12 protein-coding genes are annotated in these 14301 nt (G+C 60.5%); 4 read left to right on the forward strand and 8 right to left on the reverse strand.

Annotated features, from left to right (window positions below):
• A partial coding sequence (locus tag HF854_RS12745; RefSeq protein ID WP_240937729.1) for a hypothetical protein occupies nt 1–302 on the forward strand: 302 nt, incomplete at its 5' end.
• Nucleotides 217–1893, forward strand: coding sequence for a potassium channel family protein (locus tag HF854_RS10785; RefSeq protein ID WP_240937730.1), 1677 nt, complete (start codon nt 217–219; stop codon nt 1891–1893). The genes HF854_RS12745 and HF854_RS10785, both read left to right, overlap by 86 nt.
• A gap of 231 nt (nt 1894–2124) precedes the next feature.
• On the opposite strand, the gene HF854_RS10790 is transcribed toward HF854_RS10785, so the two are convergent.
• Nucleotides 2125–2565 carry an acyl-CoA thioesterase gene (locus HF854_RS10790; RefSeq protein WP_168936290.1) on the reverse strand — a complete coding sequence of 147 codons (441 nt, stop codon included), beginning with the start codon at nt 2563–2565 and terminating at the stop codon, nt 2125–2127.
• Between the two features lie 184 nt (nt 2566–2749).
• Between HF854_RS10790 and HF854_RS10795 the strand changes: the two genes are divergently transcribed.
• Nucleotides 2750–3826 (forward strand): CapA family protein, encoded by a 1077-nt coding sequence (locus HF854_RS10795; RefSeq protein WP_168936291.1) that lies wholly within the window; start codon nt 2750–2752, stop codon nt 3824–3826.
• 262 nt (nt 3827–4088) lie between these two features.
• Here HF854_RS10795 and HF854_RS10800 read toward each other — a convergent pair whose 3' ends face one another.
• The 5 genes from HF854_RS10800 to HF854_RS10820 all read right to left on the reverse strand — a co-directional run bounded on the left by HF854_RS10800 (nt 4089) and on the right by HF854_RS10820 (nt 11202).
• Nucleotides 4089–5810, reverse strand: a complete 1722-nt coding sequence (locus HF854_RS10800) for an FAD-dependent oxidoreductase (RefSeq protein ID WP_168936292.1) — start codon at nt 5808–5810, stop codon at nt 4089–4091.
• A gap of 1 nt (nt 5811) precedes the next feature.
• Complete coding sequence (locus HF854_RS10805) at nt 5812–6054, reverse strand: 4Fe-4S dicluster domain-containing protein (RefSeq protein ID WP_006005330.1); 243 nt, start codon at nt 6052–6054, stop codon at nt 5812–5814.
• A 62-nt stretch (nt 6055–6116) separates the two neighbouring features.
• The gene (locus tag HF854_RS10810) at nt 6117–7640 is read right to left on the reverse strand and encodes an outer membrane homotrimeric porin (protein WP_168936293.1); all 1524 of its coding nucleotides are present in this window, start codon (nt 7638–7640) and stop codon (nt 6117–6119) included.
• Between the two features lie 145 nt (nt 7641–7785).
• Nucleotides 7786–9486 carry an FAD-dependent oxidoreductase gene (locus HF854_RS10815; RefSeq protein WP_168936294.1) on the reverse strand — a complete coding sequence of 567 codons (1701 nt, stop codon included), beginning with the start codon at nt 9484–9486 and terminating at the stop codon, nt 7786–7788.
• Nucleotides 9487–9528: 42 nt separating this feature from the next.
• Complete coding sequence (locus HF854_RS10820; RefSeq protein ID WP_168936295.1) at nt 9529–11202, reverse strand: FAD-binding protein; 1674 nt, start codon at nt 11200–11202, stop codon at nt 9529–9531.
• A gap of 168 nt (nt 11203–11370) precedes the next feature.
• Between HF854_RS10820 and HF854_RS10825 the strand changes: the two genes are divergently transcribed.
• Nucleotides 11371–12399: a LysR family transcriptional regulator gene (locus HF854_RS10825; protein ID WP_168936296.1), complete on the forward strand. Its 1029-nt coding sequence runs from the start codon at nt 11371–11373 to the stop codon at nt 12397–12399.
• Here HF854_RS10825 and HF854_RS10830 read toward each other — a convergent pair.
• Nucleotides 12396–13859, reverse strand: a complete 1464-nt coding sequence (locus HF854_RS10830; protein ID WP_168936297.1) for an SLC13 family permease — start codon at nt 13857–13859, stop codon at nt 12396–12398. The two genes, HF854_RS10825 and HF854_RS10830, sit on opposite strands and share 4 nt — an antisense overlap.
• Before the next feature lie 250 nt (nt 13860–14109).
• On the reverse strand, nt 14110–14301 hold a 192-nt coding region (locus HF854_RS12550; protein WP_205906109.1), incomplete at its 5' end, for a hypothetical protein.

A 14301-nucleotide genomic window follows, 5' to 3' on the forward strand; every position in this document is an offset into this window, starting at 1 on the left:
AGGCACATCACGAAAATCTGTTTGTTTCATGGGACGAGATTACCACACCTTTTAAAATCAAAAAACATGCCGGACATTCTCTAAAGAGATGCTTGCGTAGCCTGACTGTTTTGGTATCTTCAAAAAATACCTTGTTTCAGCAACAGACTGGTGCGCATGAAATATCTACCATCACAGATCATGACCTTTTTGCACGAGCGCGGCGCAAAGCACAATATGATCGTGCTGCGGCGCTTTTTCATTACCCTGTGCATCATGATCGCCGCTTACAGCGTCATCTTCCACTGGCTCATGGAATATGAAGGGAAGGAACATTCCTGGATCACCGGGGTCTACTGGACGCTGACGGTCATGTCCACGCTCGGTTTTGGTGACATCACCTTTTCCTCGGATCCGGGCCGCATCTTTTCCATCATCGTGCTCATGTCAGGCGTGATCTTTTTCCTGATCATGATGCCCTTCACCTTCATCCAGCATTTTTACATGCCATGGCTGGAAAGCCAGAAAAAGGACATGGTGCCGCGCCGTCTGCCCGCCGGGATCAGGGGGCATGTGCTGATCGCCGGAAGCGGCCCCATCACCCTCAACCTGGCCGACGATCTGGCGCGCCATGGTATCCGGCGTGTGCTGCTGTGCAATGATCCCCAGACCGGTCTGGACCTGCTCGACCAGGGCTATGAAGTGGCTGCCGGTGACCATGACGACGTGAAGACCTACCAGAAATTGCACGCCGATACGGCCGCCATGCTGGTGGTCATGGATACGGACATCCGCAGTACCAACATCGTCTTCTCGGCCCGTGAAGCCGCGCCTCAGGTGGTCATCGCCGCGGGGGTGGAAAATCCCGATGCAACGGACATCCTGCGTCTGGCAGGGTGCAACAGGGTGTTCCAGTTCCATAATGTGCTGGGTGAGGCCATGGCCCGACGGGTGGTCCGCTCGTCCCAGCGGGCCAGCATCATGGGCCGCTTCGGCCGTCTGGTGGTGGCGGAAGCCCCGGTGATGCACAGCAGTCTGGCCGGCAAGACCCTGCTGGACTGCAGCCTGCGCGAACGGACGGGCATCAACGTGGTCGGCGTCTGGGATCGCGGAGCTTTCCAGCTGCCCGGGCCGCATACCATGTTCACGGAAAGCAGCGTGCTGGTGGTGGCCGGTACGGAAAAACAGGTGCGGACGTTCGACCGCCTGATCAGCGAGCCGGAAAAGGCAGAGATGGAGAACGTTCCCGTGGTCATCCTCGGCGGCGGCAGGGTGGGCCTTGCCGTGGCGCGGAACCTGGCGCGCCGCAAGATCCCTGCGGTGATCGTGGACCGGCAGCCGCACATCAATTCCGGCGCCATCCCCCATGTGCACGGGGATGCCGCGGATCTTGCCGTTCTGGAAAAGGCCGGCATCCGCAAGACGCGCACCATCATCATCACCACTCATGACGATGACGCCAATATCTATCTGACCATCTACAGCCGCCGTCTGCGGCCGGACGCCCAGATCCTCTGCCGTGCCTCGCTGGACCGTAACGTCAACGGCCTGCACAGCGCCGGTGCGGATCAGGTGCTTTCCCTGGCTTCGCTGGTGAGCAACAGCATCATCAATCTGCTGGCTCCGGACAAGATGATGATGCTGAATGAGCGCCTGCTCGTCTTCCGCTATACCATCCGCGGACAGCTGCAAGGCAAGAGCCTGATGGAATGCGGCATCCGCAACAAGACCAAGTGCAGTGTGCTGGCCGTGCGCGACAATACCGGCACCATGCACGTCAACCCTGATCCGGGCTACATCTTCGCTCTGGGGGATGCCCTGTATCTCATCGGCGACTCGGAGGCCGAGGAGCGCTTCCGGGAACGCTACGGCATCGACAGCAATCTGGCCTGTGCCGATGCTGATTTGAGCTGAGGCATCACAGCGGCCCAGGGATTCGCAGCCGCAGTGTGCAACCATCTGCCATCACAAAGGGAGGAAGATCCGTCTGCCTCCCTTTTTTGCGGCTTGCCCACCGGGAAAGGTCGCAGGCGGTCACCAGGTTTCTTTCGCGGCTCGACGTGCAGCGGTCTGTCCCGCTCTGTCATGGAACAGGAGAGCGTGGGAAAACATAATGAGAACAGGCAGGCTTGCCTTTTGTGACGGCTAGCCCTGCAGAAGCTGCAAAACTTCCTTGTCGTCTGCCACGACCTCGAAGGCCGATTGCAGGGAAGCGGGCAGGCGGGAAGGCCGGCCGGTCGCCATGTCGATATAGACCCAGACCGTGGCCGCTTCGGCCAGGACGCTGCGGTCTGCGGCACGCCAGAACAGATAGCGGCGCAGGCTCTGGCGGGAGGCAAGCTCGGCCACCCAGGTGGCGGCGGTGATGACATCTCCGGCAAGGGCAGGGCGTTTGTAGGTGATGGTGTGCTGGCGGACGACCCAGCCGTGCCCTTCCGCTTCGTAGCGTTCCACGCCCCAGCCCTGGACAGTGGAGTGGTTGATGGCCAGATCCTGCATCCACTGCACATAGCACAGGTTGCTGACGCGGTTCTGGATGTCGATATGCTGGGGAGCGACGATGATTTCCTGGGTGAAGATGCGCATGGTTCCTCCTTGCAGGGCCGGGTGCTGCCTGCCGTGCAGAAGGCAGCATATACCTCTCCACGGGGAAAGGCCATGCGCCTTTTGCCTGCCTCTGCTGCCTGCCGGAGAGATTTCGCTTGTCTGTCCTGCAGCCCCGGCGTAGAGGGGAACAGAGATGTATCCGGGACAGGAGGGAAGGAGCATCATGGTACAGCGCATGACCATGGCATGGGTAAAGTGGTTGGGATGTGCGGGCTTGCTCCTGCTGCTGTCGGGGCCGGTCATGGCCGCGGAAGGCGTGCTGGAGATCCTGGCGGCCGGAGATGTGCTGCTGGGCGGCCGGATGCTCGAAGCGCCCCAGGCGGGAGAGCTTTTCGGGCCCCTGACCCGTCAGCGCCTGGAGCAGGCGGACATTTTTCTGTGGAATTGCGAGATTGCCGGTCTTTCTTCCGTCTCCAAGCAGAATACCTTCGTCTTCCATGCCGACGGGCTGCTGTTTCCCCAGATGGCGTTTGCCAATGGCGCTGCCTGTACCGCCAACAACCATGTGTTTGACGGGCTGGAAGAAGGCGCGGTCAATCTGATGGCGGTGCTGGAAGGCGCCCGTATCCGCCACAACGGCCTGCATGACCGCGGTACCTACGCGCCCCTGTCCCTTTTGCCCCAAAGGAAACCGCCGGTCTACCTGCTGACGGGATCGCCCATGTCGCAGATAGGCAGCGGTCCCCGGATCGTCACGCTGTCCTATCCCCAGCTGCTGGAAACCGTGCGGGCATTGCGCGCCCGGGAGCCGGAGGCCTGTATCATCCTGTATTCCCATGACGGGAACGAAGGTTTTTCCGAGGCTTCGGATCGCCAGCGGCTCTGGGCGGACTGGTTTGCCGCCGCAGGGGCGGACATCATCCTTTTCGCCCACAGTCATTGCTACGGCGGGTTCGAGACCCTCGAGGCCTCGCCGCGCAAGACCTTCGTGGCCTGGGGACTGGGGAATTTTTTGTTCGGCGGCAACCGAGGCTGGCGGAGCCGGAGCGATGTGCGCCTGCTGTCCATCCGTCTCGATATGGCCACCGGCGGCAAATCCGCCTGCTGGCTGTACGGGAAGACCCAAAACTGGCAGTTTTCCCTGTACCGCATGGACGAAAGCGTACTGCGGCAGGTGCAGGATCTAGGGGCCAGGGCCGCCGCCATCGTCGGCCAGCCTCCGATGGAAGGGAACGAACAGGAAAAGGCCGATGAAGGATTCGGGCTGGGCTCTTTGTTCCTGTTCTGGAAAAATCTTTAGGCCCTGCAGGGCCTGTGGGCGACCGGGCAGGACTGCAGCCAGAAGAGGCGATGGGGAAGGCTGAGAGCGGGCCGACCATCCTGGCCAGCCAGTTTTGAAAAAAGATACATGCAGGGACACGATGCCTGCCCGGGGAGCCGGACAGGCATCGGCCAAAACAGAAGGGGCGGCTGGTATTCCTGCCGCCCCTTCGTCTGACAGGAAGCGGGGGTGCCTCCTGCCCGGGGGAGGGCATGGCATCGGGCCGTCTAGGAGGTGGGGGTTACTTGGCGCTTTCGCTGGTCGGGAAAGCGAAGTTGTCCTGGTAGTACCGGGTCACGGGGTGCTTGTACTTTTCCAGCGGTACGGGGACGCGGAAGAATTCCGGTTTGCTGTCCGCATCCTTGCGCAGGCAGAGCCAGGCCAGCTGGGAATCGTCGCGCACGGGATAATCTTCCCGGTAATGGCCCGCACGGGTCTCCTTGCGTTCCAGAGAGGCCCGGACGTACATTTCGCTGACAAAGGCCACACCACGGGTCTCATGCAGCTTGAGCAGGTAGTGGGGATCCGTAGCAACCATACGCGGCAGGTCTTCTTCCCGGATGCGCTCCAGTTCCTTGAGCGCGGCCTGAAGGCTGCCTTCGTTCTTGAGGATGGAGACCCCGTAGGGGAAGACCGTTTTCTGGATGGAGGTCAGCACTTCCTTGGGAGTGAGGCCTTCCTTGCCCAGAGGGGCGAACAGGGCCTGCTGGCGGGCAGTGATTTCCGCGTCGGACAGGTCGCTCTTGACTTCCGGCAGCGTCTGGAGCAGGCGGGTCGCATTCTCTCCGGCCATATGGCCCAGCACGGACGTGGTCATCAGGGCAAAGCCGCCGGCGTAGACACCGGGCTCGGTGGCACGGGCCGTACCGGCAGCCAGAAGGCCTTCCAGATTGGTGTTGCCCCAGGCATCGGCCCGCAGACCGCCGTAAGAAACGGTCATCTGGGGCACCCATTCCGTGGAATCCCGGAACAGGTCCAGACCCAGGGCGGAAAGCTTGTCATAGTTCAGCTTCTGCCAGCCGTTCTGGGGGCGCAGCAGGATCAGGTTCTCCTGCTGGATGCGGCTCAGGTCGAAGGTGATGGGACCGCGACCGGCCCGGATCTCCATGGCCATGGCCATGGTGGTGTAGTGGGGGTCGGTATTGGAGCCCAGCACGGGAGAGTAGCGCTCCATGAAGGGCTCGCCTTCGGCATTGACGAAGCGCGCTCCCAGAGGCATCAGCACGGTCTGTCCTTCCCAGCCGAAGAGGCGGGGCATGTTCCAGACACGGGCAAATTCCAGGTTCTGCAGGACCGCGCCGGCCTCATAGGTCATCTGCATGGTCTCGCCGGTAGGCGTGTTCTTGCCGTACGAGGTCTTCCAGCCGCCCATGCCGCTGGCGGCAATGACCACCCGGGCGTCGAAGCGGTAAAAATCGCCGTTGATGGTATCGAAGCCCAGGGCGCCGCAGACGCGGCCGTCCTGCTGCAGCAGCTCGGTCAGCAGGATGCGTCCCACCCGCTCCACGGAGCGCTGCTTGAGCTGGCGCACGATGTTCTTGACCATCAGCTCGCCGCCACGGCCCTTGAGCTGGGCCGGGTACAGCTTCACATGGTCCAGTCCCCGCTGGGGGACGTATTTCATGCTGCCGTCTTCTTTCTTGAAAAATTCGCAGCCGAAGCGTTCGTAGTCATGCAGACGGTCGGCAGAGCGCTTCAGGATCTCTTCCATGAGGTCCTGGTCGCAGAGGCCGTCGAAATAATAGATGAAGTCCTGGACCCACTCGTCCACGTTGTCCGGGGGGAGGACGGCTTCAAAGTCGCCGCCCGCCATGGTCATCAGACCGCCCCAGTCGCGGGGGCCCTTGTCCACGATGCAGATGCGGGCTTCAGGGGCCAGTTCGGAACAGCGGTAGGCGGCCCACAGGCCGGCGGAACCGCCGCCCATGATCAGGACGTCCGTCGTGATATGATGCATGTTCATCTTACAGTCCTCCGCCCAGAGCCTTGGGGATATCGGGGAAAACAGGCGGCAGTTCTTCGCGGAACGGATGCACGAAGATGGCGCCTGACGGGCACAGCCGTTCACAGATATAGCAGGTCATACAGTCATCGGCATAGGCGATGAAGGCCTTGCCGTCCTCACCGAGCCGCAGGGCGTCCAGAGGACACTTTTCCACGCAGGCGCCGCAGCCGATACAGATAGCGGCATCGATTCTTTCGATCATGGTCTTTCCTTTGGGCACGGCCGTAGTGGAGATACGGCCGTGCCATTGTTCAGGAGGGCTGGCTAGAAAGAGTAGATGAACAGCACGCTCACGTTCCAGGCGTCGCGGATGTCGCGATGGTCGCCGCCGGTCAGGCTCTGGCCCCAGACGTCATCCGACTTGTCCAGCCACAGGGCGATGTAGCTGGCTTCCAGGTTGACCTGCAGGTTGTCATAGATCTTGTATTCGTTGAGCAGGCCGAATTCCAGGGCGTAGTCACGCGTGGTGAGGTACAGGTTCTCGCGGCCGACCTTGGTGGTGCCTTCGGGATTGTTGGGAGCCATCCATTTTTCGGTACGCTCGTGGTACTTCTTCAGGATGCCGGGATCGTTGGTACCGCCGAGCAGGCTGATGTGGAAGGTGTGCTTGAGGTCTTCCAGGAAGCTCATGTCCTTCAGGCGGAAGCCCACGCCCCAGGTGCCCACCAGGTTGTTGCCGATGACGCGGTCACGTTCGAGGCCATTGATGTCCGGGCCCATGAAAGTGCCGGAGAAACTACAGGGACCGTAGTCGTTGCTGACGGTGGGCAGGCGTTCGGAACCGTTGCCCACGTTGTCGTCGTCACCGGAGCTGTACCAGCCGAACAGACCCAGCTTGGTCCAGTCCAGATTGTATTCCAGCAGCAGGCCGGCCAGCCAGCCGGAGCGGTTCAGGGAGCCGTCGTCATAGGTCACGTTGCCGTACGAGAAATCCCAGGCGATGCGGAAGGGATCCCATTTGGTGATCTCGCCGCTCAGGCCGCCCCACCAGGCCGTGCCGTAAGCATTGAGTTTTTCCTTGTGGCTCAGCAGGTCGGCGCGCAGGGGGAACAGGCCGCTCAGGGCATAGCCGCCGTTGACGCCGTTGATCTTGTTGCCGACGTAGTTGTCGTTCTTGCGGAACGTGTTGGAGCCGATGGACGCAAACATGCCCCAGGGGGTCAGCTTGAAGCCGTCAAAGGTCAGGGGCACCATCAGGCCGGCCATGTCCATGTTGTCCATGAAATTCTGCTGGTCGCCGTCGGCATTGCCCACATAGTTGTCATTGTACGGACGGGCCCAGAAAGCCGTCATGGCAGCGTTTTCATTGAAAACGTAGCTGGCGGTGATGGCGGCCACGTCAGACTGGAAGACGGTGGGGCCGCCCATGGCCATGTAGGGCAGACCGATGCCCTGGATACCCATGCGCAGTTTGAGGTCCGTATCGGGCACGCGCCAGTCGATGAAAGCTCGCTTGAGCTTCACGATATTCTTGTCGGCGCCCATGGCCATGCCGCCCTGAGGATCCTCGGCCTTGCCCCAGATGGACTTGCCGATTTCAAAGTAGACCTGACCGGAAAGGTTTTCGTCAGCCACGGCGTCGATGACCAGACGGACACGGGAACGGGCTTCGAATTCGTCTTCGCTCGGGTCATAGCCGGTATGTCCGCCATTGGTAAAGTTACCGTTCTGACCATACTGGAAACTCGCCAGCCATACCCCCTTGGCCTTGAAGTCTACAGCGTGGCTTGCCTGGGCGGCTCCCGTCACCATGGCTGCTGCCAGCAGCAGGCACCAAATCTTTTTCATAATCCTTCCTCCAGAGAGACAGTAGTTTTTGGGCAAAGCCCGGAAACTTGGGTACAAAAACAGACCCGGAGGCGAAAAAGGCGCCTCAGGGGGTCTGGTGCAATCTTAAAAAGGGCGGATCATGCGATCCGCCCTTTTCATCATGCTAGACTTGCATAAACAGGGGGAATGTGAAGCCGATGGCGCTGCAGGGGCAGCTGGTGCGGCAGTTGGCGCAGTGCCAGCACTCTTCGCCATGGACCATTTCGGGCCGTTCCGCTTCCTGGTAGGGACGCATCTCCAGCACATAGCCGGGGCAGTCCTCGACGCAGGTACCGCAGGCCTTGCAGTGGCCGCAGTGGAAGCAGCGGGCGGCTTCCTTCCGGGCCTGTTCGATGGTCAGACCCAGGTTGAGTTCGGCAAAAGCCTTGGTACAGGCATTTTCGGCTTCCTTTTCGGAAGGAACGCTCTCATACTGGGCGATGCCGTAGATGTCGGCGTACTGCACCACGTAGGGAGCGGTGTCGCTGCCCATGGCGTCGCAGTCTTCGATCATGTTTTCTTCGTTCAGGGCATAGACGCGGCTGCTGGTGCCGGTCAGCATCTGGTGCACGGCAAAGGCGGCACGGCGGCCGTCGCCCACGGCGCGGGCGATGGAGGCGGGGCCGGCGGACACGTCACCGGCGGCAAAAACACCGGCCTTGGAGGTACGCTGGCTTTCGTCCACCTTGATCCAGTTGCGGGGGGTCAGTTCCAGCCCACCGGCGTTTTCACCCAGGAAGGCCAGGTCGGTCTTCATGCCCACGGCAAAGATCACGGTGTCGCATTCCAGGACATGCTCGCCACCGGGCACGGCTTCCAGGGTCAGCTTGCCCTTTTCGTCAAAGTGGCAGTCCTTGACTTCGAAGTAGTCCACGCCGGTGACCTTGTCGCCTTCGGTACGGATGGCGGACATGGTGCAGGAATTGTGCACATGCACGCCTTCCTTGGCGGCCAGTTCCAGGTCTTCGGCAGGAGCGCGCATCTCATCGGCCTTTTCCAGGCAGATCACATGGACGTTCTCGGCACCCAGGCGACGGGCAGTGAAGGCGCAGTCGAAGGCCACGCCGCCGCCGCCCATGATGACGACGTTCTTGCCGATCTTGCCGGTGTTCTGGCCCAGAGCGGCGGCACGCAGGAATTCCACGGCCTTGACGGCCTTTTCGGCGCCGGGGATGGGCAGGCTGTTTTCAGCGGGCACACCGGTGGCCACGATGACGGCATCGTAGCGGGCGGAGATCTCTTCCATGGTGATGTCCACACCCACGCGGGTGTTGACGCGGGCACGCACGCCGGCTTCCAGCACCAGGCCCACTTCGCGGTCCACCACATCGCGGGGCAGACGGAAGTTCGGCACGCCGTAGCGGGGCACGCCGCCCAGCAGGGGCTCGGCTTCGTAGATGGTGACCTCGTGGCCCAGCAGGGCCAGGAAGTAGGCGGCCGTCAGGCCGGCAGGGCCGCCGCCGATGACGGCAGCTTTCTTGCCGGTGGCGGGACGACGCTTGAAGAAGACGTTGCCGCGTTCGGCAAAGGTCTCGGCAGCGCGTTCCAGGGCGCGGATGTTCAGGCAGCCGTCCATTTCCTTACGGTTGCAGGCATCCATGCAGAAGTGGGGGCAGACGCGGCCGGTGATGCCCGGGAAGGGGTTCTTGGCACGCAGGTAGCGCAGGGCTTCGGTGAACTGGCCTTTTTCGATGAGCGAGTTCATCTTCTGAATGGAATTGCCGATGGGACAGGAAGTTTCGCAGGGCGAGGTGCGGAACTGCTCTTTCAGCTGGGCGCCCAGCACGACGGGGCGCGTTATTTCACGGCTATATCTCGGGGGCATGATTACAAACTCCTTGGAAAGTGCATGAGGATGCCGCGGGCATTACAGCAGCGGCGCCTTGCCCCACTGGAAACGGGGGCCGTCTTCACCGCGGATCAGCAGCAGCGGCTTGGCCATGTCGGGATTCAGCTCGGGGTAATCCCGCAGCTTGTAGACACAGCGGCCGGTCTCCTTGCGTTCCATGGTGGCCTGGATGGCCAGTTCACAGACCGTCAGGATGTCGCGGGACTCGTGGCAGCGCATGAGATCGCGCAGGGTGTCGGCGTGCAGGCGACCGGCCTGGCCGGACAGGAAGCGGATCTTTTCCAGGGCGCGGGCCATGCCGGCCATGGAGCGGCGGAAGCCCATGTAGTAGTTCATGACGTTCCGGGTAGCCTGTTCGATTTCCTTGTAGCTGACGCCTTCGTCGGCGGGCACCTGCATGGGAGCGAACACGTCCTTCTTGACGCTGGCGGCCAGATCTTCATTGATCTTGCCGGCTTCGGTGATACCGGCGGCACGCATGCCGGCCTGGCGACCGGCTTCGTAGCCACCGCACATGGCGCCGGAGCAGTACAGGAAGATACTGCCGCAGAAAAGGTTGGGCACAGTGGTTTCGAAGGTATCGTTGACGGCGATGGTGCCGCCGAAGATCAGCTCGCCGATCTCCACTTCCAGCAGCTTGTGCTGGAAGTCGGTGCCGGTGCAGTCGGCCCAGTCACCGAAGGTGGCCTTGTCGCCGGGCATGAGCACGTACTGCAGTTCATGCACGACATCCTTGTCCACATGGCGCATATCCATGTAGAATGGCGGGCCGGAACCCTCCATCTGTTCCTGAAACGTGCCCTGGATCTGGTTGTTGCGCACGCCGTTTTCCATCATGGGGTCGTACTTGCCCATGAAGCGTTCGCCAAGGGCGTTGATTTCGTGCGCACCGGAGCTGTTGATGCCGTTCATGCCGGGGCAGCCGTAGCCCTTGGGCAGCATGGTGGCACGCTGATAGGTGTCCAGTTCGGTCACGGCGGCGCCCACATCATAGCCCAGCACCACACCGGCGCTGGTATTATAGGGGTACATCCAGACGTTGAAGGGATTGTGGGTGGAGTTATCCGTGCCGCGCGTGGCCGAACGACCCTGGGCCGAAACAACGGTCTTGGCGCGAACCAGCACGAATTCGCCGGTGCGGACATTCCAACCCAGCGCACCGCAGGCCTTGCCGTTGTCGGTGAGGATCTTGACCGCCATGACGTTGTCGAGCGTATTGATACCAGCATCACGCACGATGCGGGCCATGGCGCGTTTGATGGTCATGCCGTTGGCGATATGGATCCACCAGCGGCCGGGCTGACCAAAACCCTGGGTGCGCAGGTAGGTGCCGTCAGCCTTCTTGCTGAACTGCACACCAGCCTTGCCCAGCACATCCAGAAAATATTTCATGTGGGCGTACCAGCCGTTCTGCAACATGGCAGGCGACCAGCCATTGAGGGGCTTGGCGTAGAACTTGATGAGGTCTTCCACGGTGTCGTGGGCTTCACCGGGCTCATCCAGGACGGCCATATAGTGGTCATTGCCGCCGCCGATACAGCCGGAGCTTTCCAGCTTGCCCTTGTCCATCAGCACTACGTCGAGGCCCTGGTCACGCGCGCCGAGCGCCGCACCACAGCCCGAAGCACCGGAGCCGATCACGAGCACGTCGGTTTCCACTAACGTGCCGAGAGGGTGTTTGGTCATCTTCATAGCAATATCCTGGTTGTGATTTTTTAGCGGACAGTCATCGCCGGGCCGGTCGGGCAATCCTCAGTGGCTGGCCCAGCGTTTGTGAATAAAAAATCATGCGAAACGGCTGTATTGTCAAATCAATAAAAATCAAATATCGTTTCAAAAAATCAAACATTGGAGGGCGTGATGATTCCTGAGTTGAATGGCGATTTTCTTCAATGGTTACGCGGGTTTTATTATGTCGCTAAAACGGGGAGCGTGCGCAGGGCCGCAGAACTGATGCACAGAAATCCCTCAACGATCAGCTATCAGCTGCGTTCGCTGGAGACCGAGCTCAACACGGTCCTGTTCGACAGGTACAAAAAAAGCCTTCAGATCACCCCTGAAGGCAAAAAACTGCTGGGCTGGACCATCACGACCTTCGAGACGCTGCAGAGCATGCGCTCCGCCGTCGGGACCACGGACGGCCGCCTGCAGGGCGACATCTTCCTGGGGGCGACCCTGCCGGTAGCCATCATGGCCGTGGACGCCATCGCCGCGTTCCGTGCGGAGAATCCCCAGGTCAACATCCGCATCCAGCGCGCCCTTTCCTCCGAGATCGTCCAGGCGGTCAAGGAATCCCGTCTGGATTTCGGCCTGACGGGCATGACGGCCCTGCCCAAGCAGGATACCATGGAGATCCTGCTTAAGGCCCGTCCCCTGCTGGTCATGCGCAAGGACAGTATCTGGGACATCCCCCCTATCCCCACCGAAGCGGATCTGGAACGTCTGCCCTTCGTCATCTTTCAGACATCGCTGGAAGAGAGCGAGCAGCCGACGCCGACCCTGCAGTATGCGGCACGCCGCCTGCAAAAGAACACGGTCATCAGCGTCAACAACTACCACCTCATCATGCAGTTCGTCCGCTGCGACGTCGGGGTGGCCATCATGGACGAGCTGTGCTACCGGGCGACCATGTTCGGTTCGGACTGGAGCTCCATCGTCAGCTGCCCTCTGGACCACCTGCTGCCCAATGTGCTGTACGGCATACTCGTCCGCAGGCACAAGCATATCAGCCCCCAGGCGCAGGCCCTGATGGATGCGTTGCGGCGGCATTTCATCGAGCTTGCCGCCCAGCCCTTTGGGCCTACCTTCCTTGCCGGGCAGACGCAAAAAGGCGGGCAGCCTAAGGCTGCCCGCCCGCGTAGGAAGGCTTCGTCCCGCAAGGGTGATTAGAAGATAGCCTTGCCCACGATGATCGTGATGGCCGCGGTGACCAGATAGGACATGAGGATGACGGCAGGAGCCGTCTTCCAGATGGCCTTGGAATCCGACCACTCGTTGCCGTGCAGCAGGGCCGCACTGGCACTGGCGGCAGGCGTGAGGAAGGCAAAATGCACGCCCATGACCACCATGATCAGCGGAAGTTCGGGGCTGACGTTGGCCGCCTGGCAGTAGCTGTAGATAATGGGCATCATGGCCACACCCACGGCGCCGTTGTTCATGACCTGGGTCAGCAGGGTAGCGGCCAGGCCCAGGAACAGGGCAAAGGTCAGCGGGGTGCCGCCGGAGATGATGGGATCAAGCGCCATCATCAGGAAGGAAGTGATGCCGCTTTCAGGCCTGGCCATGGCACCGGACAGGGGCTGCACGAAGGCCAGCAGCAGCACGATGCCCCAGGTGACGCCGGAGTCCACCATGACCTTGAAGTTCAGCAGGGCCTTGCCTTCCACCTTGATGGCCGCCATGACCGTCACCAGCAGGATGACGATACCGGTATTGCCGATGCCCTTGAGGAAGCGGGTCAGGAAGAAGTCCTTGGGCATGAAGTTGGGGGCCAGCAGCAGAATGACCAGCAGGAACAGGAAGACCAGGATGACCTTCTGCACGCGGGAAAGGACCAGGCTGCCGTCCTTGTCCAGCTTGCTCACATCCAGATGGACGAGCTTGCTCATGTCGGGACGGAAGATGTACTTGCCCATGACGATGAAGAGCAGCGAGCACACGGCGCAGATGAGCAGGGCGATGAGCATGTACTTAGCATAGTCGATGCCCACACCGGACATGGTCTCATAGGCGCTGAACACGGTCAGGGCGGCCTGCTTGAAGGGGATGAGGGACATGCCCACCTGGGCGGCGAACACGATACCGAACACCATCATGGTGGGGTAGCCGTCGCCTTTCTTGAAGCCGCAGACTTCGCACACGCCGTACAGGATGCTCCAGCCGATGATGGCGGCCGGAGAGGCACTGGTCAGACCGCCAAGGATGAAGATGGAGCCCAGGAAGGTGTAGGTGAATACCCAGGGCCGCCCGGCAACGAACTTGCGGGTGATGAACCACAGGGAAATGAACTTGGACAGGCCATAATGGCTGATGGTGGCGCAGAAGACGAAGATGAAGAACATCATCTGGACCACGGGGTCACCGAAGCTCTTGTTGAGCAGCATCATGGGCTTCATGCCGCCGATGAGCATCAGGGCCAGCAGACCGGCCAGGCTGGGCCAGACGATCTCGATACAGACCCAGCCGTAGAGCACGCCCAGGAAGATACCGATAAGATTCATCCCCAGGGGCGTCAGCGGTTCCACGGGCGGTAGCTGGCCAAAGCCGAACATGATGAGCAGACAGACGACAGTGTGCAGGTAATAGGCAGGCGCCGAGAAGCGCTTGGGGGTGGATTCTTTTCCAGCCATGATGAGTTCCTTCTTGAGAGATCGCTACATACCGCCCAAAGGCGGCTGTTCCTTCGGTCATCCAATACAGAAGGGGACATGTCTGTCCGCATTCCATGCGCCCTGCTGTTTTCTCCCTGTATGGCCGTTGCCCGCGGCCATTATGTGAAAAAGTTATCATGTCAGGCGGTCTGTTTTGTCAATTCAATAAAAAAATATTTTTGTTTGATAATTTTAAACAATAAAGCCACCATTTGATAATAAAATTTAATCATTTCAATATATTATATATTTTATAAAACAAATCCCCCGCTATTCCGGAAAATTGGATACCATTCCGGACACAGGCTGATGGTAAAAGACAATCCCCGGATCTGGTGTTTATTTTTAGAGGATGTCCGGCATGTTTTTTGATTTTAAAAGGTGTGGTAATCTCGTCCCATGAAACAAACAGATTTTCGTG

Origin of the sequence: Desulfovibrio piger, assembly GCF_012843875.1 — a bacterium.
Lineage (GTDB): Bacteria > Desulfobacterota > Desulfovibrionia > Desulfovibrionales > Desulfovibrionaceae > Desulfovibrio.